We start from the raw sequence: 25686 nt of genomic DNA on the forward strand, positions 1-25686 counted from the left end.
GTCAGTTGTCTCCCAGCATCTCGTCGACTATCCGCTCGCGTTCCTCGGGGGCCATGCGGGCAAGGTCCCCAACTCGGAAGTGCCCACTGGTTTCCAACCAGTCCCGGCGCTCGGCCACACCGCCGCTGACAGCCTCCAGGGTGATGTCGTGCAGGATTTCGTGGTGGCTCATCTCGAAGACCTGGCGGGTGAGGATGTGGCGTAGCCGCTCGTCCTGGTCAGGGATGGCGTCGGCCAGGCCTTTGTCGAGCCGGCGGACGATCTCCATGCAGAACAGTCCCGCGGTGGAGAACAGGTCGGCGAACGTCCTGGCCGGGTCAGTGAAGATGCCCGGATTCGCCTCTTCCAGCGTGTCACACATCATCTGCACGACCGGCTTCGGGGTGAACACCAGCGAAGTCTTCTGCTGAGGGATGTACGCGAATATGTCCTCAGTCAGCGCCGGGTCGAAGTAGTCGGAGAGTTCGACCTTCTTGTTCAGGAACTCCTGAATCGACTGGTTGAAGACTGCCTCGTCGAACAGGCCCGGGACGCGAGTGATCTCTCCAGTGGTTTGGTCAGTCACTTCGCGGCCGTCGCGGAGCTTACGGAAGTCGTCTTCGGTGATCCCGGTGATCTCGTGGAAGACGTTGTCCGGGGTGTAGTCGTCGAAGTTGGCGAGCGTGGTCTGGCGGTCGCCGTAGGCCATGAGGAACATCGGGATGGTGCGCGCGAACCCGCGCAGGTGGTCGCGGGCGGCATCCATCGTCTTGTCCGCCTGCGACTGTGCCTTCTTCGTCTCCTCACGCATGACAACGGTCTCGGTGACACTGTCGAGCGTGCTGTGGAAGATGGCGAGCACCTGCGCGTCGAGCTCGGCCTTCGCCTCAGCCTTCTTCGCATTGACGGCCAGAGATTCGGCCTCGGTTGCGGCGTCCCTGCTTTCAGCTTCGATGTGGTTCAACGTGATCTGGTGGTCGACGTAGGCGCGCTCCACCTTGGCTTTCACCTGCGCCTCGGTGGTCTTCTCGTCGTTCTCGACCTGCTTCGCAGTCATCCCGTACTCGGCCGCGACATTGACCCGCGTCTCGCGCGCCTTCTCGGTGATGACTTCGGCGATCAGCTTGGCCGCCGCAGCCGCCTTCGTCGTGGCCGGATCGAACTGCGGCACGTCGTCGTCCGAGTAAATCGGCTTGCCAAGCTCGGCGATCTTCGGGTTGATGACGGTGCCGACGTCGACCTGCACGTTTCCATCGGCATCGGTGGTGGGCGGCGGGATCGGGACCTCGACGGCATCGCCCTTCTTGGCCTTCTTCTCCTTGGCGACGGGGAGCTGGTTGAGGATGTCCTGAAAGTGTTCAATGGCCCGGAAGATGCCAGATACGTTCGCGAACAGCAGGTTCGACAAGAATCCCCGCCGGACGACCTCACGAGCTTTGAACATCTGTGGGAACGTGAGGACCTGCGCGGCGTCGAGTTCGATCATCCGGCCTTCGGTGTCTTCGCCCAGGATGGGGAAGAAGTTCAGCAGACGACGGATGTTCTCTCTGCGCTCGCCGGCATCCACGGGCGGGTGCGGGGCGAGGTTGTTCGCGAACGCGTCGAAGATCGTCAACGTGCGCTCGGGCGCGAAGTCGAAGATGTAGGCGTTCTTCTTCTGGAACACTGTGTCGCCGCGCATGAATGTGCATGGGTTCTGCGAGCGGAAGGCCGCCTGCATGTAGAGAGCTGGCGAGGACAGATTGGACAGCATAATGACGGCGGTCCACTCCGGCACGGTGACACCGGTCGTGAGCTGACCCACGGACAGTGTGATCGTTTTGCCGCCCTCAGCCTCGGCCTTTGCGATGGCCGCGCGGACTTTGTCGAGCGACTTCCCGACCGTCACCGAGTCGTCGGCATCCTCGTCGAGCCCATCGTTCTCGCCGACGTGCGGTCGACCGTCGCCGGCGGCCAGGATGACCGTGTACGCGCTGAAAATGGGGTGCTTCTTGAGCAACCGCTCCAGCGCTTTGGCGGACGCAACCCGGTTGAGCAGCCAGAACGAGTGCCTGATCTCGTCACGTAGCTCCGGTGTGGAGAACGGGTACTTCTCCTGTGTTGCCAGTGCATCCAAGAACCGAGCCACGTCAGCCTCGTAGACGAAGAAGCCGTTCTCTTTGGTGGCGAAGAACTCCGCCAGATCGAAGGTGTAGTCGACGTTCCCCGATTCTTCGTCTAGAGCGACGCCCTCAGCAAGCCGGTCGACCACCATCCGCGAGAGCTGGTAGGTCAGCAGGTTCAGGGTCGGGAGCTGGGCGTACGGGTTGTCTACCGAGTCGTCGGCCCACGACTCCTTGGCTTCCTGCTCGTCCTCGTACGTCCAGTTGAAGATCTGGTCGTCGCCGAAGCGTCCTGACGCCAACGCCTTGAACGGCGTGCCCGACAGGTGCAGCGCGTGGCGGCGCGTGATCTGGGTGAACGCAACATCGGTCTTCGTCGTGTCGACGCCCTCGTGCGCTTCGTCGATGACGAGCAAGTCCCAGTGGATGTCGGCGACTTCCTTGAGCTTGTCGATGGAGCCGCCGAAGTACTTGGATCCCTTGAGATCTTGGAGCGACACGAACTCAATGATGCGAGGATCCTCGTCCACGTGCGCCAGGGAGTATGCCCTCCACTGCTCGCGGGTCATTGGGCCGCGGTGGGCGAGCGACGGCGAGTCGGACACGAACTGGTAGTTGGTCTGATGGCCGATGAACCGCTGATAGTCGTCAAACCAAGAATTGGCGATGGCCGGTCTATTGGTGACGATCAGGACGCGCCTGGCATCCATCTTCCGCACCAGGTCGTACGTCGTTAGCGTCTTGCCGAATCGCGGCTTCGCGTTCCACAGGACCTCACCAGCACCTTGCGGGCCGAACGCGGACAGCGCCTGCGCGACAGCCTGCTGCTGCTCAGGGCGCAGTTCGTAGTCATCCTGGGACTCGCCGGCCGGTGTAGTGAAGGACTTCGAGGCGAACTCGAGGAAGTACTGCTGACTCGGCTTCGGTGCGCCCGAGAACCTGTGCCACTCCGTGCGGCTCGGAGTATTCGCGGAATCGATCTCGCGTTCGATGCCCTGTTGCTTGAGGAACGCGTGAAAGTCGGAGTCGCGGAACGTCCCACCGCCCTCGGTAATAAACGCCGCGCGATACGCCCACCGCTTGACCTTCGTGATGTTGAGCTGACTGGCCTGCTGCGATATCCGCTTCTCCGCGGACTCCTGCTCGGTGTAACCAATCTTTTCCCACCCGTCGTACTTCGGGATATCGGGGGTTGTCCAGGAATAGATGTAGGGCACAACTTCGCGGAAGGTGCTGATGTTCGGGCTAGGCACCGGCTCTCACTTCTTCATGGACGCGGTCGATTCGGCACACCGCGTACGTGTCGTAGACGGTGAAGTCAAAGGCATTGCTTTCCCGCAAGGAAGCTAGCGAGAACGGTTCGCGCCGCACCATGCCAGCAGTGTTGGGGAGGCGAGTCCACCAGGAGAAATGAATATCAGCGCCACGCCAGTCGCGGCCGGTCAGAGTGTTGCCGCGGACGATGTTCGTGTCGACGAGGAATGATGCAGCGCGCATCAGGTCGGTGTCGGGGCCATGCGGTACGTCATGCCTCGCGTGAAAGCCGACGAACTCGGCGACCATGGCCGCCCGGGCATCTTCGTGGTTGTCCTTAAGCAGTTCGATTCCGTAGATCGACGCCAGCGCGAAAAGGGACTCGTCTGCCCACACCTCGGGCGCGAGGCGCTCCTCGATGGCCCGGAGCTTGCGGTGCAGGATCGCGACGAGGAAGTTCCCGTCACCAGCGGCCGGTTCGAGGAACGTCTTATCGACGAAGTCCGGCCCGTCCTCAAGGTCTTTGCTGACGAGATCGAGCATCTGGTCGACCATGTGGCGCGGCGTGAACACCTCGCCGTACGCTCTCACCCGGTCCCGAGACTTCACAATGCGCTCCTCGATCACCAAGGCCGTCACTAAGCGCCTCCGTTGGTGTGCATCACGGGCGCTTTCCCTTCAATGGCCGGATAGAACCATCATGCCGTGCGTCACTGACACGGCGTGTCATTGAGCGGCACGCGTGACACGTCGGACGATCAAGCGAAACGTGATTGAGGGTTCTGCGCGAACATCCCCGGGGAGCGCCTGCCACGGCGACGGGACTCTGTGTCCATCATGGATGACGCGACCGCCAGCCCCACTCGCAAGGACCGACGTGATAACCAATAGCCGCAAGTAGCGGGTCTAGAAGACGTCCACAGGCATGGCGGGCATTCGATCCAAGTTCGATCGGCTGCACTCCGACCGCATCGGGGGATCGCGCCTGTGTGCTCCGCCCATGGCGATCTTCAGGAGACGAGCTTGTCCAGGCGCTCTTTGACGCGACTTCCTTCCCGACGTTCCGGCGGGCATACAGCCAGCCATCGACGTAGCACCGCGATCTCATCGTCACGCCGTCCGAGCTTTCGGTAGATGATCGCGGCCTGTTCGGTGTACCACGGTGCGGGCTCCCGGCCTTCACGCGCGGCTTCGGCACCCTGGATCGCCGCGGTGCACAACACCAGCGCGTCCTCAATCCGGCCCTCGCGCTTGAGCTGCTTGATGGGCTCGACGAGCTGCAGGTAGTGCACACCGTTGACCATGCCTCCCGCGAAGGACTGCGCCCGTGAACCCCCTCCCGCGAGCGCATCGGCCACCATCCTGTCGATACCGGCCTGGTGCTCCGCAACCTTCGCTGGCGGCGACAGCGGCGGGCGATTGAACTCCGACCACGGCCACTCTGGCTCGCCCTCAGCCAGCCATGCCCACGCCTCAGTGCGCAAACCCTTCGGAAGCATCTCTGTGAAGATCTGCACCTGAGCAGTGCGAGCGCCGTCCGCGGAGAGGTCGACCTGTCTGGCGAGATACCCGGGGAGGTAGCCGATCTTCTCCCCCTCGACGTGCACCGCGACGGCCATTGAATCCGCCGGATTGTCCGGCTCGCGCTGCAGCGTTCCCGTCAGCTCGAGGTATCCGCCCACGTCGATCCCGTGTCGCTCTGCGAGACGCGTGACGGCCTCTCTCGCGAACGTGGTCGTCCCGGTCAGCTTGACGAGATCCTGCTCACCGCCGACCGAGGAGGTGATCTCAACTCGCGGCCCGTGCAATGCCCGCGCCAGCTCTGGTGCGGGAACCACGGCGCTACTTGAACTGGCCCGGTCCTCGTCGCCCTTGCCGAAGAGTCGCTTGAGTATTCCCATCCCCCGATACTCCCAGAGCAGCCGTCAGGACGAGACGGCCGCCGCCACGCGCTCGCTCAGGATCGTGAAGATCTCATCGCGGTACCGGGGCTTGACCCGATGACGGACACCTCGCTTCATCTCCGCCACGAGCTTCGAGATGGATGCGGCATGCCGGAAGGAGCCACCTAGGGCGAAGTATGCCTGCACCCACGGCTCAGGCTCGACCGGGTAGCCCTTCGCTGCGAACGCGCGGACGAGCGCCACGATGGCATCCTTCCCGTGGCCGGAAGACAGGCCGTTGTAATCCTCGTTCTGGATTAGCTTTGCAGCCTCGAGCAGCACTGGGTCGGGCGCCGGGATCGAGGCGCCGGTGTGCAGATTCACCGCACCCATTCCATCGAGCCAGACGCGGATCGGGTAGCTCGCGTGGTGCACGATCACTAACACCTTCTGAAGCCGGCCAGCGCCCACCAGCTCAGCAATCAGGTCACAGTCGGACTCGTCGAACGGGCGCAGCACCGTGATCGGGTGAGTGATCTCCGTGTCGTCTCGGATGAGCTCGCGGAGCTGCTGGATCGAGACCACCGTCCGATCGGGTGCCTCGGGGACAATATGGTCGATGACGGTGCGATCCAGACTGTTGTGCCGGTCCTGGTAATCCTTCATGCTCGCCACGGCGAACAGGTAAGGCGCCGCGCCGAGCCACTCCCGAATGCGAGCGCTCTGCGCTTCCATCGCGGTACCTTGCTGTCCCCAATCGCTGAGCGTCATGTAGGCGAGTTCTGACATGAGGGGATCGTGCCACGAACCCCGGACACTGACCTGAACCCGTCGCCGCACGACCCACGTGGGCGGCCGGGGCGGAGGTAGCGTTCACCCTGACGCGATGTAGGCTCAGCGCGGTCCGGTCGTCACGGCGTCCACCCCTGGGTCCACTCGCCGCTCAGCGGTCCCGCCCGCCCCGGTCGACCGTTCCGTTGGTCGCACCCGAGCCAACCGCACGAGCGTAATCGGCCCGTTGACCACGAACTTGAGTGCGTTCCACAAGCACACCAGCACGAGCAGGTTGATCCATCCCGGGCCGCCGCCGATGACCCACTGCGCCAACGCGGCTGCGATCACGACGTAGACAATCGCGAGGAGCATCGCGGGCAAACCCCACTTCAGCCCACGGCGAGTGTGCGTAGCGCGGATGATCATGTTCGTCGGCATGGTCCGCTGGAAGAACGCGTAGATGCGACTCACGAAGGCGATCAGAAGTTGGAACATCGACCAGGCCTCTCCTTCAGGCGTGGGGCTTCGGTTGCGCATAGGCTACGCCCGCCACTTCGGGATGGACAGGACCACCAACTACAGGCTGTGGACGGCGAGCGTGCGCGCCGGTGGCCGCGGAGGCTGTGCAGGAACATCCGTCCGCGAGAGCCAGATTGCGCGATCCCGCGCGACTGCTGCGGCCGCAGCATCCATTCGCTGGTTTGGAGATGTAGCGGGAGCGCCGAGCGCGTCATCATCGAAAACGCCGTGCCGGTCACGGTAAGCCGCGACGATGCTCGCCTGGTGACGCCAGGAACCCGCCCGCACCGGGTCGACGGGAATGCGCCCGAGCGACGCAATCCAGTTCGCTCGCGAAGCCAATGCGTTCACGACCAGCACCGAGGCGCGCTCCTCGATGAGATGAGCCCGTTCGTCGAGGGCGCGCCGCATGTCGGCATCCATCTCTCCCATCGCCGCAGGTATGAGACCGGCGATCAACCGGCGTCCTCTCCCCTGCGAGCTGCCACTCGACGACTGAGCCAGGACTCGCTCGAGCCGTTCGTGGAGCACGGCCGCGGCATCCTGAGCATCCTCGAATCCCCGCGCGGCAGCGATTCGTGGGATCAACGCGTCGACGTTGTGCCCGAGCGCTTCGGCGCGTCGAAGACCAGCAGTCAGTGCACCGAACGCGTCGGAAGCGATCGCGGCCTCGGCCAATGCGGCTGGTAGTCCACATGCGTGGATGAGGTTCGTCCACCGTGTCCGCTGCGCCGACGAGGCGATCGTTTCGTACTCGGCAGCGAGTTGCGCGATCGACCCCCAACTCTCCTGCTCGGCGACGAGCGTCTCATGTGCCGACAGTTCGGCTCCCACATGGCCGAGCACGCCCACGAGGACGTCGCGGGCCGACGCATCCGGACGATTGCCGGGATGACGCACGGAATGATTGTCGTCGGGACGAGAGGTGACCACGTAGGCAGTGTTGGAGCCTCTCCCCCGCGTCATCGCGACGTACAGGTTCTCGCGGGTCGTTCCAGACTCGATGACTGCGTGCGCGGTGTCGGTCGTGATCCCCTGCGCCCGGTAGGCGGTCACCGCGTAACCGAGGTCGACATTCTCAGCCACATACTGGGCAGGCAGCCAGAGCGGTCGAGCCCCGACGCGGTCGATGTTTCGCACCCGTATCGAGCCATCGCGACGAATCGCGACGACCTGCCACCGAGATCCATTGCGCACCCAGTTGCTCCCCGATCGCAGTCGGCGGTCATTCTTCCGGGTGATGACGACGTCACCGACGGATGCTGCCGCCTCATCGTGCAGCGGCGCTTCGGCGCTGGCATCCACGACGCCTGAAAGGATCAGCTCGGCGCGCGCACGTCGGTTGAGTGCACCGACCGCTTCCCCCGTGTCGGCGACGAGCACTGACGACATGCCGGAGCCCATGTCCCGTAGCCACGCAATGTAGGCAGCATCGAACATTGCATCGGCATCGCCGCCAATGATCCTGTCGTGCGCGCCGTACTCCTCCAGGGCCTGCGGTCGCCCGTTGCGGAGGTCGAGGGATGCGTCCTTCTCCCACGCGTGCCGGAAGCGATGGACGTCTGCGAGCTCGGGAGCATCGGAACGTGCTTCGACCAGCATCCGGAACGCGCCTCCTGCATCGACCGACTGCAATTGCGCCCAGTCCCCCACCAGAAGGACCTTCACACCCGCGCGCATCGCGACACTGCAGATGCGATCAAGCGTCAGCGTGCCCGCGAGGGATGCTTCGTCGATGATGACGAGCTGACCGGCGCGCATCGCCGCGTGCCCTTGGCTGTTGTCGTGCAACCACTTGGCCGTGTTCTCAGTGGCGATACCGAGGTCGTCGGCAAGTTCGCGAGCGGCGGCAGCGGAAGGCGCGAGCCCGATGACCGAGCCTCGCCCGTGCTCGTGCTCCCACGCGAGTCGAAGAGCATGCATCGCCGTCGTCTTGCCGGCACCAGCCGGGCCGATCAAGACATCGAGCTTGCGCGATGAGGTTGCGATCGAATGCAGGGCGTTGCGCTGATCCTCTCCGAGGACGATCCCGTGATTGCGGCGCGCTCGTTCGGCGTGCTCGAGGGTTGCAGCGCCGACCACCGGGCCGTCGGTCGATTGCGACGCGGCGAGCAGTCGCTCCTCCGCATCCAGGAGAGTGAGCGACGAGTAGCGCTCGGATTTCCTCAGACGGAAGACGCTCGTGCCATCCGCACGTCGGAACTCGGCGGGCGAGAGTGCAAGCTCGGGCGGCGTGAGCCGAACGGAGCGTTGCTCCGCGGCATCCGTGATCATGCCCACGATCGCCTCACGGTCTTCGGTTGAGACGAAGCGCCATCCCATCGTCTGCCGCGTGGCTTCGGCGTACAGGTTCCAGCGGGTCCAAGTGCTCCGGCGCTCGCTTGCGGCGTCGACCACGCGCGCCGCGAGTTGGTTCAGGATGCTGTGCGACACGTCTTCCGCGCGCAACGGCGTCGGGGCATCCGCATCTCGGATCACGGCTCGAGCCCATGTTGTCGCGTCGCGACCGAGCAGTCGACTCGCGCGGAAGCGCCACTCGTGCGTGAGTTCCGCGAGCGATCGGAGTTGCTTCTCGGGGCGAGTCGACAGCGTCGCCTGCTGGCGTAGCCGGATGACGGTGACCTTCGACGGTGCGCGACCGTGCGTGGCGATGTACTCGTCGATGAGCCGATCCTTCTCAATGTCGATGTGACGCGAGCGCGACGAGAACTCGTCTACGAGCTCCTCGGGAACGGCTGCGATCGCCCAGACGGGGTTGCGATCTGCTTCGCGCTCGCGCCGCTCCCACCCGACGCCGAGTGCACGCGTCAGGTGGTCGGCGAACATGGCGTTGTGCAACTCGGAGACCGCCACGGTTGCCGCGTGAAGAGGTCGTCCGTCGAGTGAGCGCCACTTACCGTCGAACACCGTGCGCACCTTGTTGCTTACCACGACGTGCGTGTGCAACTGCGGATCGCCCGCGCGCGAGTCGAAATGGTCGAAGGCTGCGGCTATGAGTCCTGTGACTTCCACCTGGGCGACGGCGCCGTCGCGGCCCGCTTCACCGGCGCGTGTCGCGGCGAGTTCCCGCTCCATGAAGGCGAGCACGTCGTCGATCGCCTTGTGATGCGCGTCGGCGATCGTCGCTTGGGTCGCGGCATCAGCGATCGCCCAGAGGACGGATGCCGACTTCGGCAGCGAGAAGGTGAAGTCGTAGCCGGCCACCGCGCGGCGGCGGGTCTGCTGCGAGGTTGTCGACCCGGGTGAGGTCACGCCATCCGGCCCGGATTCGGCGGCCGCATACTCGGGATACGCCCGCCCGAGAGGAGCACCGGTTCCGGGGTCTCGCCCCATCCCCAGCAGCAGCTCGAGTTGGGCTTCGGCGACCCGCGATTCCGCATCGATCCGACCGTCGGCGAGGGCCGGCAGTCCGCTCCCGAGCCAGCGCCCAGGTGGCGTGCCCGCCTCGGCGTAGTAGCGGGTCAGCGGGGTGGAAAGCGACCGTTCGCCATCAGCCGCGGCAACTGTGCGGAGGAGATACTTGTAGCCATCCCCGGCGCTCATCACTCGCATCGACACCGACACCCCGGCACCGCCTCTCCTTGCCAGAGAGGTGCGCCGCCGTGCCCGCGCCACCGGGCGCGGCCCTCGATCTGCAAGACGTGTGGACGCTCAAGTGTGGCGAGCACTCAAGGCTGGAGCGGTCCTCCGCTGCTCGCGGATGAACTCAGCCCGCAAGGGTAAGCTACAAGCGATGTCGTCATCCGCCTTCGCCCAGCGATCCAGGATGCTCGGCGAGCGACTGCTGATAATGAGGCTCATTACCAGTGTCGGCCTGGCGGTGCTGCTTCTCCTTGGCGTCGCGGCCGCTGGCCACGCGGAGCCGGACGGGTCGGCATCGGTCCCGCTGGCTGTAACCGTGCTCATGGACCCGCATGTTGACGCGGTAGGCAATCAGGCCCCGAGCGCGAAAGCGGAACATGTGGCGGTCGTAGCCGGATCGCCGGGAACCAGCGCCCTGGCTGGGGCCGCGCTATGCATACTCGGCGTCCTCTGCGGGCTTGTCTTCGCGGTTATCGTAAGGAGACTTTGGGGGCGGCGCACGCTCCCCGACAGCACGTTGCGACCGCCTCCGCTGTCACTCATTGTTCTTCCATTCGCGCGTCCCCGCGCTACCTCTCTGTCGTTGATGCAATTGGGTCTCTCCCGAACCTGACATTCAGCACGCCGTCTATAGACGGCGCCTCACCCCGGGTTGCCCCCGGGATCGATCCCTTTGCTGTCTGCCACCCTTTTGGAGTACCCGAATGAAAACCCCTGTGAAGGCGACTCTGATCGCCGTCGCCGTCGCCATTGCACTGATTATGGCCACGATTGTCTATGCCCTCGTAGACAAGAGTTCCACCCCTTCCACGGACGGCAGCGACGCCCCCGCCGTGATGCGTCCAAGCTCCCACGTCCTCGATGACGGCGGTGAGGGCGCCGTCACCGTGGTGGAGTTCCTCGACTTCGAGTGCGAGGCGTGTGGCGCCTTCTACCCGGTCGTCGAAGATCTGCGCGATCGGTTCGGCGGCGAGATCACCTATGTCGTGCGGTACTTCCCGCTCCCCGGGCATGTCAACTCGAAGAACGCGGCGATCGCCGCGGAAGCAGCCGCCGGCCAGGGTCGGTTCGAGGAGATGTATCACCGACTCTTCGAGTCGCAGCCGCAATGGGGTGAGGCAGGGGAATCGCGCGCCGAGCTGTTCCGAGGCTTCGCCCAGGAACTCGGACTGGACATGGCCGCCTACGACGTCGCAGTTGCGGACCCGGCCACTCTGGAGCGGGTGGAGCTCGACTTCAACGAGGGTCGCGCGCTAGGGGTCTCCAGCACCCCCACGTTCTTCGTTGACGGGGAAAAACTCGAGCTGCAGCAGTGGACCGACCTCGAGGACGCCATTCAGGCAGCGGTGGGCGCTGAACAGTGATGCGGACAGGATTGTCGCATCGGCGGGTGATCATCGTCGGCGCCGGGCAGTCCGGACTGGCTGTCGCCGCCGCATTGAGCTCTAGGGGGTTGCAGCCGCAGCAGGACTTCGTCGTGATCGACGCCGCCCCCGAAGGGCAGCGCAGCTGGGCGACGCGGTGGCACTCGATGGAGCTGCTCAGCGATGCCAGGCACAGCGCGCTGCCCCCCCGTCGCCTCCCGGGTGATCAGCGCAGGCATCCCCGTGTCGACGAAATCGTCGACTACCTCACCTACGTCGAGGCCGGACTCGGAGTGGAGACGATGTGGGGGGTCCGTGCCACCGGCGTCGAGCACCGCGGGAACGGCTCCACCTTGCATCTGTCCACCACGACAGGGGAGGTACAGACCCGCAACGTGGTGTGCGCCACCGGCGCCGCCGCGCTTCCCCACCTACCGGAGTGGGCACCAGCGCTGACGGTACCCGGCGTCGTGCTGCACAGCAGCGAGTACCTCTATCCTCGGCAGATCCTGTCCGGGGATGTCCTGATTGTCGGTGGCGGTAACAGCGGCGTCCAGCTGGCGCGCGAGCTGAACGCGTCACACAGGGTGACACTGGCCACGAGAACGCCTCGTCGGCGCCGACCCGGCAAGAGCTACCCGGCTGCTGGCGGTGAGACCGTGTCCGCACTATCGCGTCGACGGCTACCAGAGCCCGTATTCGGAGAAGGGTATGAGCAGTTGCGTCGCATCGGCGTCACGATTCGGCCGGCAGTGATCGGCGCGCACGGCGCGGCGGTGACATTCGCCGATAGCACGTCGTCGACGCCGGGCTCGGTGATTCTCGCCACCGGATACGCACCTGGCGATAACTGGCTCCCCGACGAGGCACGATCCACGCAGTCGCGCCGCACTGCAACCGGCCTCCCCGGCTTGTTCGTTGCGGGCATGCCCCAGTACAGCGTCCGCGGCGCCGACACCATTTTCGGGGTATGGCGCGACGCGACCACCATTGCCCATCAAATCGTCAATCGTCCCTAAAGGAAGGGCACCAATGCGAAGAGTTCACACTCACCCGGCAAGAGGCTCCATGCGGACGGCGCAGTTGCGCACCATCAGCCGCGTCTCCCTCCTCGCCACCCTCGGGGCGCTGCTGCTAAGTGGCGCGGGCGCTCTGGTCACATCGACCTCTGCGGCCGCGCACGATGAAATCGTCGCCTCATACCCCGAAGCCGGCTCCACAGTCGGCGTCGCCCCAGATGCGATCACGCTGACCTTCAGCGACGAAATCATCACGGAGAGCAGCGCGGTGGTCATCGAGGTAATCGCCCCGCACGGCGAGAACGTCGCCGCAGGTTCGCCGCTGGTCGACGGGACCACCGTCAGCCAGACCCTCGCCCCGGATCAGGGACCGGGAATGTTCACCGTACGGTGGCGGGTCGTGTCCAGCGACGGCCACCCAATCAGCGACGAGTACACGTACACCGTAGAAACTCTCACGATCATCACAAACACCCCGACCCCCGTTGACACCGCAGCAATGCAGACACCCTCGGCGACCGCGGCTGACACTGACGGCACCGGACACGGCGAACCATCTGGGGGCGGTGCGTTACTGCCCGGGCTCGCACTCCTCAGCGGTGTTGTCGTCGTGGGCGGCGCGCTCATCGTCGTGATGACTCTCGGCAGGCAGCGGCGACGCCGCGACCGAGCAGCAGCGACGTCCCCACCGTCGACAGAGACTGAGGTGCTCGCAGATGAGTCCTGAACGGGTGAGACGCCTTGCGGTCACCTGCGTCGCTGCAGGAGTGGTCGTGCTGCTCGACCAGGCCACGAAGGCGGTTGCGCTGGGCGGGTTGAGCCAGGACGAGCGCATCCCGCTGCTGGGCGACCTGCTCGGGCTGCAGCTCGCTTTCAATCCGGGAACGATTCTCTCTCTCGGCGCCGGGTTCACCGGTCTGCTTACCGTGTTCGGCGTGGTTGCCGTGGTGGTGTTGGCGATGGCAGCCGCGCGTGCTCGCAATGGGTGGTGGGCGGTGGGGATCGGACTGATTCTCGGCGGTGCGATCGGGAATCTGATCGACCGACTGTTCGCACCGCCTGGATTCGGCGTCGGTCACGTTACCGACTTCCTCGCCTACGGGAACTGGTTCATCGGGAATCTGGCCGACGTCGCCCTCGGCGCCGGCGTGATTGTCCTGCTCATCACCCTCTCGACAGGTCGACGCACAGGCACTCCGCCAACGCCCGATGCGGACCTGCGCCCGAACACGGAGACCGGGGTGACCAAGCCGTGACGGGCAAGGAGCGGGCGCCCTCCACCTACCAGCGGAACGCACTAGCCCCCGCCCTGATTGCGGCGGCGACGCTGTTCATTGCGCCGGCGCTGATGGGCGGCGAAGGGTTTCTGGTCGTGCTGTTTCTCACATCGATCCTCGCGATGATCGTCGGGTGGTTCGCGGTTCAGGCAGGGCAATGGTGGTGGATGCCGGTCTTCGCCGCAATCGCGGTGCTGTGGAACCCAGTGCTTCCGTTCCCGTTCACTGGACCGGTCTGGACCGCTGCACAGCCGGTCGCGGCCGTGGTGTTCCTGATCGCCGGCGCAATGATCAAGGTGCGCCGGCGATGACCCGCCAGGCAACGGCCGCCGTCGCCGTGATGCTGCTGGCCGTGACGCTTTCAGGGTGCGCGGCGAACGAGTCGCTCGCGCAGCAGTACCAAGACGGGAACGAGAAAGGCTACATCGCCGGCGACTTCCGGGTCGTCGAGATCCCCGCCGCGGAGCGGGGCGAACCGGTCGTGTTCGAGGGTGTCACCGACACCGGCGAGCCCGTGTCTAGCGACGACTATCGCGGCGGGGTGCTGGTGGTGAACTTCTGGTATGCCGCGTGCGGGCCGTGTATCGCCGAGGCGCCACTGCTCGAGCAGGTCTGGCAGGAGTACCAGGACGCCGGCGTCGCCTTCCTGGGAGTGAACACCTACGACCAGGCTCCGACTGCACTGTCGTTCGCACGCGACAACAACGTCACGTACCCCAGCGTCATCGATGTGAACGACGGCAGAGTCAAGCTCGCTTTCGCTCAGGTCACCCCGATCCAGGCCACCCCGACCACGCTGGTCATCGACCGGGATGGTCGGGTCGCAGCCCGCATCATCGGGCAGCTATCGGCGGGGTCGATCCTCTCCACGCTCGTCGGCGACGCGCTGTCCGAGGGTGAACGAGGAGTTCGGGGGTGACGATCGTAGACGGCGCACTGTGGGTGGCAGTCCCGATCGCGGTGCTGGCGGGCCTGGCTTCCTTCGTGTCGCCCTGCGTGCTCCCGCTGGTGCCCGGGTATCTCGGCTACCTCGGCAGCACCACCACGGTGAGTCCTTCGACGAAAGCGGACAGGAAGTCCCTCTCGGCCGAGCGCACCCGACTGTTGCTCGGGGTGAGCCTGTTCATCGCCGGATTCACCGTCGTCTTCGTTTCGGTCACCGTATTGGGCGGCGCCTTCGGCTTCCTGCTGCTGCAGTACGCGAACCTGCTCACCCGCGTGTTCGGGGTCGTCATCATCGTGCTGGGGCTCGTGTTCATCGGCATGTTCGGTATCGCGCAACGCACGCTTCGCCCGCGCACCCGCGGCCGCGCGGGATTGATCGGTGCACCGCTGCTCGGATTCGCCCTCGGCGTTGGCTGGACCCCCTGCATCGGCCCCACTCTGGCGGCGATCATCTCGATGTCGTGGAACCTCGGTGATCCTGCCCGTGCGGCCCTTCTCGGCCTGGCCTATTCGCTCGGCCTCGGCATCCCGTTTCTGATCCTCGCCGCCGGTTGGGGGTGGGCATCCCGATCTGTATCGTTCCTGCGCCGCCACGTCCGTGCCCTGAACGTCATCGGCGGATCGATGCTCATCCTTCTCGGTCTGCTGATGGTGTCGGGGTGGTGGACGGTGTTGATGTCCGCGCTGCAGCAGGTGGTGATCAATGTCCCGCTACCACTCTGAGCACCAGACGACCGAGGGGGTCGACCCGCTACGGCCCGGTGACCACGCGGAGAGCCCCTCCGCGGGCGAGATCGCATCGCCGACTCTGGGGCTGAGGGGATGGCTGCGCTGGGCGTGGCGGCAACTGACCAGTATGCGTACCGCCCTGGTGCTGCTGCTCTTGCTTGCCATCGCCGCCGTGCCCGGCTCGTTGTTCCCGCAGCGCGGGGCTGACCCGAACGGTGTCATCCAGTGGGAGCGGACCAACCCCGATGTGTTCCCGATTGCCGACGCCATCGGCCTGTTCGACGTGTATCGGTCACCCTGGTTCTCGGCGATCTATCTGCTCCTGTTCGCCTCGCTGATCGGCTGCGTGATTCCTCGCGCAAGGCACCACTTCAAAGCCCTCCGGTCGCAGCCACCTCGAACCCCGGCACGGCTCTCGCGGCTCTCTGAGTATCGGGAGATCACGCTGCCGGCAGACGCGGCGCATTTCGATCCGGCAGCTGCGGCGATCGAGCTCGCACAGAGCCAACTGCGCCGTGCGGGTTACCGGGTGCACCGGTACGACGGACGCGGGTGGGACTCGGTGTCTGCTGAACGCGGCTACCTGCGCGAGACCGGAAACCTGGTCTTCCACGTCGCGCTCATCGGCGTGCTTGTCGCGGTCGGCGTCGGTGGCGGGTTCGCCTATACCGGGCAGCGGGTCGTGGTCGAGGGCACCACGTTCGTCAATGCGCTCAGCGACTACTCCTCTTTCAATCCCGGCCGGTTCGTCGACGGCACCAGCCTCGCCCCGTACTCGCTGACACTCGAGGACTTCAGCGTCACCTACCAGCTGCCCGGCGCGCCCGGTGCGGGTCAGGCCGGAGACTTCTCCGCCGACGTCACGATCCGCCGGCCCGGCGAGGAGGACCGCGATGAAAGCGTCATCGTTAACTCCCCGCTCACCGTTGACGGCGACCGCATCTACTTACTCGGCAACGGGTATGCGCCCACCCTCACAATCCGCAACCCGGACGGCGAGGTCGTGTACAGCGAGTCGCAGCCGTTCCTGCCGCAAGACTCCTTCATGACTTCTCTGGGGATCATCAAGATTCCCGATGGGCTTCCCGAGCAGCTCGGCCTGGTCGGGTTCTTCTACCCCACGCAAGGGGTTCTCCCGTCGGGGGCGTTCACGTCGATCTACCCGGATGTCGTCAACCCGGTGCTCACTCTCAACGTGTTCAGCGGCGACCTCGGCATCGACGACGGAACGCCCCGGTCGGTGTACACGCTCGAGGTCGACGGGCTCACCCAGCACACCGGAGGCGACAGCGACCTGGAGTCGATCGAGCTCGCCCCGGGCGGCATCGCAGACCTGCCCAACGGATGGGGGACGATCACGTGGGAGGACGACACCGAGCTCGTCGGTGAGCCGGTGAAGAGGTTCGCATCGCTGCAGATTCAGAACGACCCCTCCGCCATCTGGGTGCTCATCTTCGCGGCCCTCGCCACCCTCGGACTGTTCGCCGGACTGCTCGTGCCCCGCCGGCGGATCTGGATCAAGGCAAGCATCACCCCCGACCGGGTGCACGTTGAGTATGCGGGCCTGGCCCGCGGTGAGGATCCGGCCCTGGCGCGCGCGGTCGCCGACATCACAGAGCGCCACATCCGCGCCATCAGCCCCCCGGGCGCGGCCACGGACCAGACTTCATGAACGACTGGATTCCGGACGCACCACCAACCCTGCTCGGGCTCCTCGCGCCTGCGGCGGTGCCCTTCCCGCTGCTTCCACTTGTCGCAGCATTCTTGGCCGCCGTGTACCTGGCCGGTGCAGCGCGATTGTGGATGTCGGGAAGACGGTGGTCGGTGTGGCGCACAATCAGCTTCTTGCTGGGATGCCTCGTCCTCGCCGCTGTCACCGGCCTCGGCGTCGAGGCATACGGGTATGCGCTGCTCTCTGTGTTCATGTTCCAGCAACTCACGCTCATGATGGCGATCCCGCCTCTGCTGGTGCTCGGCTCCCCAGGCACCCTGCTACTGCGCGCGACCCCTCACCGGGGCTTCGGCCGGCTCGTGCTGCGGTCCGCGCACGCCGGACTGCGTAGCCGCATCGCCAGGTGGGTGCTGAGCCCGTGGGTCGCGCTGCCGCTGTACCTGTTCGCGTTCTACGGGCTCTACCTCGCCGGCTTCGCCGATCGCATCCTGGCCGTACCCGCCGGGCATCTCGGGCTCGAGATCTGGTTCCTCGTCGCGGGGATCCTGTTCACCATTCCCGTGCTGTCGTCGGATCCGCTGCCCGTCCGCCTCAGTCACGGCGGCCGCGCTCTCGACGTGTTCGCCGAAGCCGCCCTGCACGCCTTCTTCGGTGTGTTCCTGATGATGGCGGCCACTCTGCTCGTCGACTACTTCGTCGCGCCGACACAGGCGCTCGGAATCGACCCGCTCGAGGACCAGCAACTGGCCGGTGGGCTCGCATGGTCCTACGGGGAAGCACCGACATTGCTGATGCTGCTGTTCGTCATGCACCGCTGGTTCCGGGACGACACAGCCCGAGACACCGCCGCCGACCGCTACGCCGACACCCACGGAACCCCCGAACTCGACGCATACAACGCCTACCTCGAGACTTTGCGCCGGAAGGACAACTGACGGATGCACCCCCTCCCGTCCACTTCGCCCGCGCCGCCCACCGACGTGCTGCCCAGCAACGCGTCGCGCGTGACCCAGAACCCCGGGATGGGCCTCCCGCTGTGGGCGGCGTTGCCGGCGTCTGCGACTGCGGGGTATGCGCTGGATCTCGCGTCTCCGGAGGTCGGGTTCTGGCCACTGGCAATGGTGAGCGTCACGGTGGCACTAGTCACCCTGATCGGTCGAAGCATGGGTGGTGCGCTGCTGGTCGGCACCGTCTTCGGCGCCGTGTTCTACTTCGCCCACCTCGTGTGGGTGGGGCGGTTTCTCGGGCCCGTGCCATGGGTCGCTCTTGCAGGGGTGCAGGCAGTGCTCTTCGGCGCCGGAGCGGTTCTGATCTCTCTGGCATACAGGTGGACGGCGCACCACCAGGCGCCTCGGGGCGCGCAGCTGATCGCGGTGCCGATCCTGGTGGCCGGACTCTGGTCTACCCGCGAGGTCGTAATGGGTTCGTGGCCCTACACCGGGTTCCCGTGGGCGCGGATCGGCTTGACGCAGGTCGAGGGGCCATTCCGCGAGGTCGCGTCATGGACGGGCGTGACGGGGCTGACGTTCCTCATCGTCGCGATGTGCGCCGCACTCCTGCAATGGGCCCGCTCGGGAGGTCCCTCACTTCCGCGCGGCATCCTGCCCGCGGCAATCCTCGCGATCATCCTGCTTGTCACGCCGCAGTTTCCGACCTCCGCTGCCGGCACGCTCCGGGTCGGATGGGTTCAGGGCAACGGGCCCGCGGCATACTTCGACGAGCGTGAGCAGGGAGACGTGTTCGTCGCCCAAACCACCGCCACGCGACCACTGCTGGGTGAGCCGATGGATCTGCTCGTGTGGCCGGAAGGGAGCGTCGATTCCGACCCCCTCAGCGACGACAGCACCGCGTCCGCCCTCGACCGACTGGTGCAGGCAGCAGACGCGCCGCTTCTGATGAACGCCGCCACAGCTCGTGGCGATGACGTCTTCAACACCTCCCTGCTTTGGACTGCCGATCCGGCTGACCGCCAGCGGCACGACAAGGTCAATCCAGTTCCGTTCGGTGAGTACGTGCCGGACCGGTGGTTCTACGAGCTCATTGCACCGGACCTCATCGGGCTCATCCAGCGCGAGTACAGGCCCGGCACGAATCCGCCGCTGGTGACGGTCGGCCAGGTCAGAGTGGGACTGGCGATCTGCTTTGACGTGATCTACGACGCGGTGATTTGGGATGGCGCCCGCCAGGGGGCCCAGCTCTACGTGTTCCAGACCAACAATGCCGACTTCCGCGGCACCGACGAGAATCTGCAGCAACTCGCGATCGCCCGAATGCGCGCCATTGAGACTGGCCGCGCCGTGGTCAACGTCTCCACCGTGGGGACCAGTCAGGTGATCTCGCCCGATGGTACGACCATCGCCAGCGTCGGCGTGGACATCGCGGATGCTGCCATCAGCAGCGTCCCATTACGCACCGGGCTCACCCCTGCAACGTTTCTCGGGCCGTTGCTCGCCGGTCTCGTGCCGATTTCAGCCCTTGTCGCTCTCGCAGCGCTCGGACTCCTTCGCCGACGGACTGGCGGCATCCGTGGACAAGCTCATCGGCGGAGGTCCGAAATGAACGCGACATCGCGGAGTCCCGGAGCGGCGAGCGAGGGTGAGGCTGGAACCCTTGCACGGCACGTCCGGGCAGGAGAGGCTACAACGGGATGTCGAATATGCCGTGGGTATCATCTGGATCCTGATCTCGACTTCCCGGGCCTCAGCGGAGCAGTGTGTCGCCGACGAACCCGCCGGGATCGCAGCCAGGTGGGATGGCGAAGACTGCGGAGCCGATCGGGACAGTCCACTCGTTGAGCAGGTCGAGGTCGGCCAGGCGCGTCTGGATCGGGGTGAACTGGGCGGCGACGTCGGCTTGGTAGGACACGAAGATCAGTCCGGAGTCTGAGATGTGCTCCCCCGACGGCATGCTGTCGTAGTTGTAGGCGCGGCGGAAGATCCTCTCAGCGGTGTTCTCTGATCGGGCGCGACGCACGTGCGAGAACTCGGGTATGACGGGGAACCCGATGGCGGTGGTCGCGGTGAAGTCGGGTTCGTCGTGCTCATCTGCGCCCGTTAGCGGTGCCCCACTTCCGAGGGTGCGTCCGACGGATTGTTCTCGTCCACTTCGATCCAGCCTGTCCCATTCGTCGAGATCCATGCGGGTTCGCCGGATGACGGCGCTGGTGCCGCCGGCGAGCCAGCCGGTGGTCGCCCAGACGACCGTGTCGAAGTCGTTGCTGCCGGGCTTCGGGTTTGTGGTGCCGTCGACTTGGCCGAACAGGTTCCGCATTGTCGTTCCGGGTGCGACGGACCCGTAGGCGCGGCGGAACCCGTGCTGGGTCCACCGCACGGTCGCGAAGCTGCGGGTGTCCTTGAGGAGCATCCGCGTGGTGTGCGCGACAGTGAGAGGGTCATCCGCGGCGATCTGGATGAGCAGATCCCCATCGCTGAATTCCGGTCGGAGACGGTCGATGGAGAACGCTGGCAACGGACCCAACCACGCTGGCGCGGCTCCGTTCGCGCGCGCAACGAACCTCGGACCGAAGCCGAATGTGACGGTCAAGCGGGCTGGAGAGAGCGCCAGTTCTGGTTCGGAGTCGGCCAGGGCAGGGTTGCCCTGGGTGAGGCGGGCAGCGTCGTCGGTGAGGACTCTCATCATCCGCCGCAGTGCATCCCGGTCGCTGGCGTCGCGGAGGTCGAGTGCAACGAATGTGGCGTGCGCTTGCGCGTCGGTGTCGATTCCGGCCTGGTGGACGCCGTAGAACGGGACCGCTTCCGCGCCGTTGAGCTGGATGGATGCAGAGGCGGCGGTGGCTTGTTGGTTGAGAGCGAAGTCGACACCGATTGCGGCGGCGGCGCCGACGCCGGCGACCGCTCCTCCAAGGAGGAACTGTCGCCGGGACGGTCCGGATCGACGTGCGCCCTGATCGGGCGCGGTCATTACTCGTCCATGTCCATGTCGCCGTCGTCGTAGTTCTCGTCCGCGCCGGCGTAGTCCTTCACCGGGGCGGTGAATTCGTACGTGGAGTCATCCGAGAACGTCAGCGTGAACGTGACCTCCCCGCCAGCCTGGATCGGGTCGGCGAGATCCATCAGCATGATGTGGTTGCCGCCGGGCTCGAGGTCGAAGGTGCCACCGGCGGGGATGACGAACCCGCCGTCCTTCTGACGCATCACCATTTCGCCGGAATCGTCTTCCACGGTCTCGTGCAACTCGATCATCGGCGAGGCTTCCGACGTGGCTGCAACGACGGTGATGTCCATAGCCGAGTCGTTGGTCAGTTCCCCGAACGCAGCGGACATGCCCGACTCAGCGGACTTCACCCATGCATCGGGGATCGTCACCGCGTCGCCGGCCGTGGGCGCCGTGCTCTCAGCCCCCGCGGTGGATGATGCGCAGCCGGTCAAGGCGAGCGCGGCGGCCGTGAGGAGGACGCTGAATCGGGTCGTGGCGTTGGTGCGAGTGATCATGGAAGGTACCTTTCAGATGTGGTTCCGGGCAGTCACGGCTCAACGTCCGTGGTGTCGGTGTCGCCGGGCCGCGACGCGACGGACTACGGGCGGCGAAGGAAGAAAATGAGCAGGAAGACGGCGACCGCGATGCCCGCGCCCGCCAGGCCGATCATGAGAACCCGGAGTGCCCCCTGGTTCTCTTGCGTGCTCTGAGACTGCAAATCCATGGCGTTCGTCGGGTCCGCCTCGCCAGCACCAGGCGCTGGGGTGCGGGTCAAGGGTTCGCCGTCGCCGATCGTGAACGGGACAACGCCGCTGATCGGGTGCCCGTCCGAGGACACCACCCGCCAGCGGAGCTCATATCCCGCGTCCGGCATCCCCGAAGCCAGCTCCGCCGTCACGGTCGCCGCGTCGAGCATCACCTCCGCGGCCACCCAGTCGCGACCCGTCTGGTCGACCACGATCACTGCGGCACCCAAAGGGAGCACCTCCTCCGAGAACACCAACGACACCGCCTCCGGTGCCGTCGTCATAACCTCGCCGACAGCCGGACTGCTGCTGCTCAAATCGTCATGAGCGGTCGCGGGAACCGCGGACGCCAAGACCACCGCGGACGCGACAACAACCCCAGCAGCAAAGACGCGGGTACGAAACATTGAAGACCACCCATCGGTGGGCAACATCGATCACGGCGCTGCCCACCCGCTATTGGCTTCCCACCCCACGGCGGGGGTGCCGAACGGAACCCGTCGATCACGCCAAGAATGCGGCGACGGCACAGAGTTCAGAGCACGAAAGCCAACGGTGGCCCGCGGCGGTGACGCAACGCCACCTGCGGCGCACGAGCAACATGCCACCCAGGGGACGTGTCAGTCAGGACACGGGTGAACGGGGAGAGGAACGGGACAGGTATCGCACGCACGAACTGTTGACGCGCCCACGCCATCCACTCGGCTGTCAACGCACGCACCCGCAGCGCCGCCCGCTCGCCCCGATACAGCGCGGCCACCGTGACCACCGCAGCGATACCATGCATGAACCACATGGTCGTATCGGCATTCACCATCGTGGCAGCGGCATCCGAGACCGGGTCCCACATCACCAGAGCGTGAGAGTGCGTTCCCGGCATCGAGGCTGGGGCACCTGTCGGGACCGCGCCCAGCACGAACAGCGTGTGGAAGAGCCATTGGCTCGCTACGACCGCAATGGTGAGCCTCAACGCCGAAAGCTTACGGCCAGCCAAGACGGTACAGACCATCACGGACAAAATCCAGGGAACTGCGACGCCCAACCAGCCCGGGATCGCCCCGCCGGCGGAGACATGAGACATCAATGCCGCAAAAGTTGCCACAGACGCCGCCACGGTACCGCGCGCAACGCGGGGTGCCCTGGACTGACGCATGAATCCAGTCTGACACGTTCATCCTCCTCAAGCGGCAACGTCGACCCGTCCACGGTTCCGACCCGCGCCGAGCGTGGGCGATCAGTCACTTTGTGCTCGCACAGCAGCCACCGTGCGGGTCCCGTTGGCAGTCGTCAGGAATCGATTCCCGGGTTCGATGCGCGTCCTGTTGAGCGTCAGTCGGTTGGCGATCGCTGCTCAGAAGCCTTGACTCGCCAGCGATCTCTGTCTTGGTCCGCGCCGGCGGGTCCGACGGGCGCTGCCAGTGGCACGGGACGGTCAATGAGCGGGTTTGTCCTCGTGGTCGATTCCGTGGTGCTCCTTGCCTCTCTCGAAGTTGAGCAGACGGAGAGCGTTCCCGACCACGATCAGCGTGGAGCCTTCGTGGATGAGCACAACGGCCCCGATGTTCAATCCGACAAAGGTCGCGACGATGAGGAACGCGACCACTGCGAGGCTCGCGATGAGGTTCTGCCGGATGATGCGGCTGGTGGCGCGGCTGAGCCGCACCGCGAAGGGCACCCGCCCGAGGTCATCGCTCATCAGAGCGATATCGCAGGTCTCCAAGGCAACCGTCGACCCGGCCGCGCCCATGGCGATGCCGACGTCGGCACGTGCCATCGCCGGGGCGTCGTTGACGCCATCGCCGACCATCGCGATGGGGCGGTGCGTCTCGGCGAGGCGAGTGATCTGGGTGACCTTGTCTTCGGGCAGCAGGTCGCCGATCGCGGTGTCGACGCCGACCTCTCGGCCGACGGCGTCGGCGACGCGCTGATTGTCCCCGGAGATCATGACGAGCTGACCGATGTTCGCGTCGCGGAGGGCGCTCAACACCTGCGCGGATTCCGCACGGGAGGCATCCATCACGCCCACGATGCCGAGGAACCGGTCGCCGCGACGCACGATCACCAGGGTCTGGCCCGAGTCCCGCACTCGCGTGTACGCGTCAGCAAGAGAAGGAGGCAGGGTGAGTTGCTGCTCGTCGAACATGCGAAGGTTGCCGACTTCGACGGAGTTACCGTCGATCGTTGCGCGGATGCCACGGCCGGTCACAGACGCGAGGTCCGTTGCCTCGACCGGATCACTCTCCGTCACGCGTGGTGTCAGATCGCGAACGATTGCGGCGGCGAGGGGGTGGTCGCTGAGAGCCTCGACGGCGATGAGTGTGACAATCAGCTCAGCCTCGGATGTGCCTTCGGCCGGGATCACCGTCGTGACTTGTGGCATGCCCCAGGTCAGCGTGCCTGTCTTGTCGAAGGCAATCGCCTTGACCTTCCCCAGCGTCTCGAGCGGTGCGCCGCCCTTGACGAGGACGCCGGCTCTGGCTGCACGTGCCACTCCCGCCAGTACGGCCGCCGGTGTCGCGATCGCGAGAGCGCAGGGGCTCGCCGCCACCAGGACGGTCATCGCGAGGTAGAACGCGTCGGCGAAGGTTTGCGCGAAGGCGAGCATCGCCACCAGCAGCGTCACGGCGACGCCGAGGATCACGGCGGGGACATACCAGCGCTGGAAGCGGTCGATGAACTGCTGAGTGGGCGACGCAGCCTGGTCTGCGGTGCGGACGAGCTCGACCACTTTGCTCAGGGTCGAGTCCGCTGCGGTCGCGGTGACCACGATCTCCAAGACCCCCGAGCCGTTCACGGTGCCCGCGAAGACTCTGTTTGCGGCCGGGAGCGTGTCGGCGGTGCGCAGCGCACGCTCCCGGTCCGGGACGGGTTCCTTCTCGACGGGGATCGACTCGCCCGTCACGGCGGACTGGTCGACGGCGGATTCGCCGGTCGCGACGAAGCCGTCTGATGGGATGCGGGAGTTCGGGCGTACGACCACCACATCGCCCACGACGATCTCTTCCACCGGAACCTCTATAGGCTCCTCGCCGTCGCGGCGAACGAGGGCGCTGCGCGGTGCGAGCTCAGCGAGTGACTCGATGGACTTGCTGGCCCGGCTGAGCGCATACTCCTCAAGCGCGTGACCGAGGCTGAACAAGAACAGCAGCACCGCGCCTTCCGCCCATCGGCCGATCAGGGCTGCACCCGCCGCGGCGACCAGCATGAGGAAGTCGACCTCGAACTTCCCACGCAGTGTCGACGAGATCGCCGTGCGGACCGTGAAGAAGCCGCCGAAGAAGTAGGTGGCAAGGAAGAACACCAGAGGCCATCCGACCATCGGCAACCCGAGCGCGAACTCCGCGATCATTCCAGCGGCGTAGGTCACGCCGGCGGCGATGGCGAACCAGAGCTCCCAACGGGCAGACCCGTGCGCGTGATCCTGCGTAGTCGTGGTGGGAGCAGTGACGGTCGAAGAAGCGGTCATATCTCGATAATACATCACAACATCATGATATATTGAAGATGTGAATGAGAATCGTGATCAGCGGAGACAATGGTGAGCATGATCGGTCAGACGCCACCTCAGAGCCTCGGCCCACTCTCCATAGCGGATGCCGAACGGCTTGCAGAGATCATGCAGGCGCTGGCGTCGCCGGTTCGCCTGCGCATCCTGAGCGTTCTTCGCTCTCGACCGAACACGGTGACCGAGCTCAGCGAGCAACTGCATCTCGGTCAGACCACCGTGTCGAACCATCTGCGTCTGCTTCGGCATCTCAGCCTGGTGACCGGCAGTCGCGACGGCCGACACGTCCACTACACGTTGTTCGACGACCACGTCACCGATCTGCTGGACGAGGCGATTGGCCACCTTGAGCACGTCCCGCGCGGCGGGTGAATCGAGGTTGCGCCAGCGGGCGCATAAG

Annotated in this window: 23 protein-coding genes; 11 read left to right on the forward strand and 12 right to left on the reverse strand. The window is 65.6% G+C overall.

Annotated elements, in window-relative coordinates:
• Position 1 precedes the first annotated feature (1 nt).
• From FFS15_RS08660 to FFS15_RS08690, 7 genes are all read right to left on the reverse strand, one after another.
• The gene (locus tag FFS15_RS08660; protein ID WP_137844627.1) at positions 2-3334 is read right to left on the reverse strand and encodes a DEAD/DEAH box helicase family protein; all 3333 of its coding nucleotides are present in this window, start codon (positions 3332-3334) and stop codon (positions 2-4) included.
• Positions 3327-3974 carry a DNA methyltransferase gene (locus FFS15_RS08665; protein WP_137844628.1) on the reverse strand — a complete coding sequence of 216 codons (648 nt, stop codon included), beginning with the start codon at positions 3972-3974 and terminating at the stop codon, positions 3327-3329. Before FFS15_RS08665 ends, FFS15_RS08660 begins: the two co-directional genes overlap by 8 nt.
• Positions 3975-4345: 371 nt before the next feature.
• Positions 4346-5236, reverse strand: coding sequence for an HIRAN domain-containing protein (locus FFS15_RS08670; RefSeq protein ID WP_137844629.1), 891 nt, complete (start codon positions 5234-5236; stop codon positions 4346-4348).
• Positions 5237-5260: 24 nt separating this feature from the next.
• The gene (locus FFS15_RS08675; RefSeq protein ID WP_137844630.1) at positions 5261-6007 is read right to left on the reverse strand and encodes a hypothetical protein; all 747 of its coding nucleotides are present in this window, start codon (positions 6005-6007) and stop codon (positions 5261-5263) included.
• A gap of 105 nt (positions 6008-6112) precedes the next feature.
• On the reverse strand, positions 6113-6487 hold the full coding sequence (locus FFS15_RS08680) for a sulfate permease (protein WP_212743130.1): 375 nt from the start codon (positions 6485-6487) through the stop codon (positions 6113-6115).
• Positions 6488-6568: 81 nt separating this feature from the next.
• Entirely contained in the window at positions 6569-10054 is a 3486-nt protein-coding gene (gene mobF / locus FFS15_RS08685) for a MobF family relaxase (protein WP_249353875.1), read from the reverse strand.
• Positions 10055-10250: 196 nt separating this feature from the next.
• Positions 10251-10472 (reverse strand): hypothetical protein, encoded by a 222-nt coding sequence (locus FFS15_RS08690; RefSeq protein ID WP_137844631.1) that lies wholly within the window; start codon positions 10470-10472, stop codon positions 10251-10253.
• A gap of 325 nt (positions 10473-10797) precedes the next feature.
• On the opposite strand from FFS15_RS08690, the gene FFS15_RS08695 reads away from it, so the two are divergent.
• The 10 genes from FFS15_RS08695 (at position 10798) to lnt (ending at position 19894) form a co-directional block, all read left to right on the forward strand.
• On the forward strand, positions 10798-11457 hold the full coding sequence (locus FFS15_RS08695; RefSeq protein WP_137844632.1) for a thioredoxin domain-containing protein: 660 nt from the start codon (positions 10798-10800) through the stop codon (positions 11455-11457).
• Positions 11458-11483: 26 nt separating this feature from the next.
• Positions 11484-12476, forward strand: coding sequence for an NAD(P)-binding domain-containing protein (locus tag FFS15_RS08700; RefSeq protein WP_249353877.1), 993 nt, complete (start codon positions 11484-11486; stop codon positions 12474-12476).
• Between the two features lie 49 nt (positions 12477-12525).
• Positions 12526-13203, forward strand: a complete 678-nt coding sequence (locus FFS15_RS08705; RefSeq protein ID WP_171013134.1) for a copper resistance CopC family protein — start codon at positions 12526-12528, stop codon at positions 13201-13203.
• 46 nt (positions 13204-13249) lie between these two features.
• Positions 13250-13732 (forward strand): signal peptidase II, encoded by a 483-nt coding sequence (locus FFS15_RS08710; protein ID WP_249353879.1) that lies wholly within the window; start codon positions 13250-13252, stop codon positions 13730-13732.
• Complete coding sequence (locus FFS15_RS08715) at positions 13729-14064, forward strand: DUF6804 family protein (RefSeq protein ID WP_137844635.1); 336 nt, start codon at positions 13729-13731, stop codon at positions 14062-14064. The genes FFS15_RS08710 and FFS15_RS08715 overlap by 4 nt, the downstream gene beginning before the upstream one ends.
• Positions 14061-14672, forward strand: coding sequence for a TlpA disulfide reductase family protein (locus FFS15_RS08720; RefSeq protein WP_137844636.1), 612 nt, complete (start codon positions 14061-14063; stop codon positions 14670-14672). Before FFS15_RS08715 ends, FFS15_RS08720 begins: the two co-directional genes overlap by 4 nt.
• Positions 14669-15421: a cytochrome c biogenesis CcdA family protein gene (locus FFS15_RS08725; RefSeq protein WP_137844637.1), complete on the forward strand. Its 753-nt coding sequence runs from the start codon at positions 14669-14671 to the stop codon at positions 15419-15421. Before FFS15_RS08720 ends, FFS15_RS08725 begins: the two co-directional genes overlap by 4 nt.
• Complete coding sequence (locus FFS15_RS08730) at positions 15402-17099, forward strand: cytochrome c biogenesis protein ResB (RefSeq protein ID WP_137844638.1); 1698 nt, start codon at positions 15402-15404, stop codon at positions 17097-17099. Before FFS15_RS08725 ends, FFS15_RS08730 begins: the two co-directional genes overlap by 20 nt.
• Complete coding sequence (locus FFS15_RS08735; protein ID WP_137844639.1) at positions 17096-18034, forward strand: cytochrome c oxidase assembly protein; 939 nt, start codon at positions 17096-17098, stop codon at positions 18032-18034. The genes FFS15_RS08730 and FFS15_RS08735 overlap by 4 nt, the downstream gene beginning before the upstream one ends.
• 87 nt (positions 18035-18121) lie before the next feature.
• The gene (lnt, locus tag FFS15_RS08740; protein WP_137844640.1) at positions 18122-19894 is read left to right on the forward strand and encodes an apolipoprotein N-acyltransferase; all 1773 of its coding nucleotides are present in this window, start codon (positions 18122-18124) and stop codon (positions 19892-19894) included.
• On the opposite strand, the gene FFS15_RS08745 is transcribed toward lnt, so the two are convergent.
• From FFS15_RS08745 to FFS15_RS08765, 5 genes are all read right to left on the reverse strand, one after another.
• Positions 19800-21020, reverse strand: coding sequence for a Dyp-type peroxidase (locus FFS15_RS08745; RefSeq protein WP_137844641.1), 1221 nt, complete (start codon positions 21018-21020; stop codon positions 19800-19802). The genes lnt and FFS15_RS08745 overlap by 95 nt on opposite strands.
• On the reverse strand, positions 21020-21550 hold the full coding sequence (locus FFS15_RS08750; RefSeq protein WP_137844642.1) for a copper chaperone PCu(A)C: 531 nt from the start codon (positions 21548-21550) through the stop codon (positions 21020-21022). Before FFS15_RS08750 ends, FFS15_RS08745 begins: the two co-directional genes overlap by 1 nt.
• A gap of 83 nt (positions 21551-21633) precedes the next feature.
• Positions 21634-22188, reverse strand: a complete 555-nt coding sequence (locus tag FFS15_RS08755) for a copper resistance CopC family protein (protein WP_137844643.1) — start codon at positions 22186-22188, stop codon at positions 21634-21636.
• A gap of 128 nt (positions 22189-22316) precedes the next feature.
• Positions 22317-22883, reverse strand: coding sequence for a hypothetical protein (locus tag FFS15_RS08760; protein WP_137844644.1), 567 nt, complete (start codon positions 22881-22883; stop codon positions 22317-22319).
• 330 nt (positions 22884-23213) lie between these two features.
• Positions 23214-25247: a heavy metal translocating P-type ATPase gene (locus FFS15_RS08765; RefSeq protein ID WP_171013135.1), complete on the reverse strand. Its 2034-nt coding sequence runs from the start codon at positions 25245-25247 to the stop codon at positions 23214-23216.
• Positions 25248-25325: 78 nt separating this feature from the next.
• Between FFS15_RS08765 and FFS15_RS08770 the strand changes: the two genes are divergently transcribed.
• A complete protein-coding gene (locus FFS15_RS08770; protein ID WP_137844645.1) occupies positions 25326-25658 on the forward strand; it encodes a metalloregulator ArsR/SmtB family transcription factor in 333 nt (110 codons plus the stop codon).
• Positions 25659-25686 lie beyond the last annotated feature (28 nt).

Origin of the sequence: Microbacterium sp. 2FI, assembly GCF_005502885.1 — a bacterium.
Taxonomy (GTDB): domain Bacteria; phylum Actinomycetota; class Actinomycetes; order Actinomycetales; family Microbacteriaceae; genus Microbacterium.

Coding starts and splice junctions, on each gene's coding strand:
- FFS15_RS08720 (WP_137844636.1), top strand. CDS start 14,061: ATGACCCGCCAGGCAACGGCCGCCGTCGCCGTGATGCTGCTGGCCGTG.
- FFS15_RS08770 (WP_137844645.1), top strand. CDS start 25,326: ATGATCGGTCAGACGCCACCTCAGAGCCTCGGCCCACTCTCCATAGCG.
- FFS15_RS08680 (WP_212743130.1), bottom strand. CDS start 6,487: ATGTTCCAACTTCTGATCGCCTTCGTGAGTCGCATCTACGCGTTCTTC.
- FFS15_RS08745 (WP_137844641.1), bottom strand. CDS start 21,020: ATGACCGCGCCCGATCAGGGCGCACGTCGATCCGGACCGTCCCGGCGA.
- FFS15_RS08690 (WP_137844631.1), bottom strand. CDS start 10,472: ATGTTCCGCTTTCGCGCTCGGGGCCTGATTGCCTACCGCGTCAACATG.
- FFS15_RS08735 (WP_137844639.1), top strand. CDS start 17,096: ATGAACGACTGGATTCCGGACGCACCACCAACCCTGCTCGGGCTCCTC.
- lnt (WP_137844640.1), top strand. CDS start 18,122: ATGGGCCTCCCGCTGTGGGCGGCGTTGCCGGCGTCTGCGACTGCGGGG.
- FFS15_RS08755 (WP_137844643.1), bottom strand. CDS start 22,188: ATGTTTCGTACCCGCGTCTTTGCTGCTGGGGTTGTTGTCGCGTCCGCG.
- mobF (WP_249353875.1), bottom strand. CDS start 10,054: ATGAGCGCCGGGGATGGCTACAAGTATCTCCTCCGCACAGTTGCCGCG.
- FFS15_RS08750 (WP_137844642.1), bottom strand. CDS start 21,550: ATGATCACTCGCACCAACGCCACGACCCGATTCAGCGTCCTCCTCACG.
- FFS15_RS08675 (WP_137844630.1), bottom strand. CDS start 6,007: ATGTCAGAACTCGCCTACATGACGCTCAGCGATTGGGGACAGCAAGGT.
- FFS15_RS08765 (WP_171013135.1), bottom strand. CDS start 25,247: ATGACCGCTTCTTCGACCGTCACTGCTCCCACCACGACTACGCAGGAT.
- FFS15_RS08670 (WP_137844629.1), bottom strand. CDS start 5,236: ATGGGAATACTCAAGCGACTCTTCGGCAAGGGCGACGAGGACCGGGCC.
- FFS15_RS08705 (WP_171013134.1), top strand. CDS start 12,526: ATGCGGACGGCGCAGTTGCGCACCATCAGCCGCGTCTCCCTCCTCGCC.
- FFS15_RS08730 (WP_137844638.1), top strand. CDS start 15,402: ATGTCCCGCTACCACTCTGAGCACCAGACGACCGAGGGGGTCGACCCG.
- FFS15_RS08695 (WP_137844632.1), top strand. CDS start 10,798: ATGAAAACCCCTGTGAAGGCGACTCTGATCGCCGTCGCCGTCGCCATT.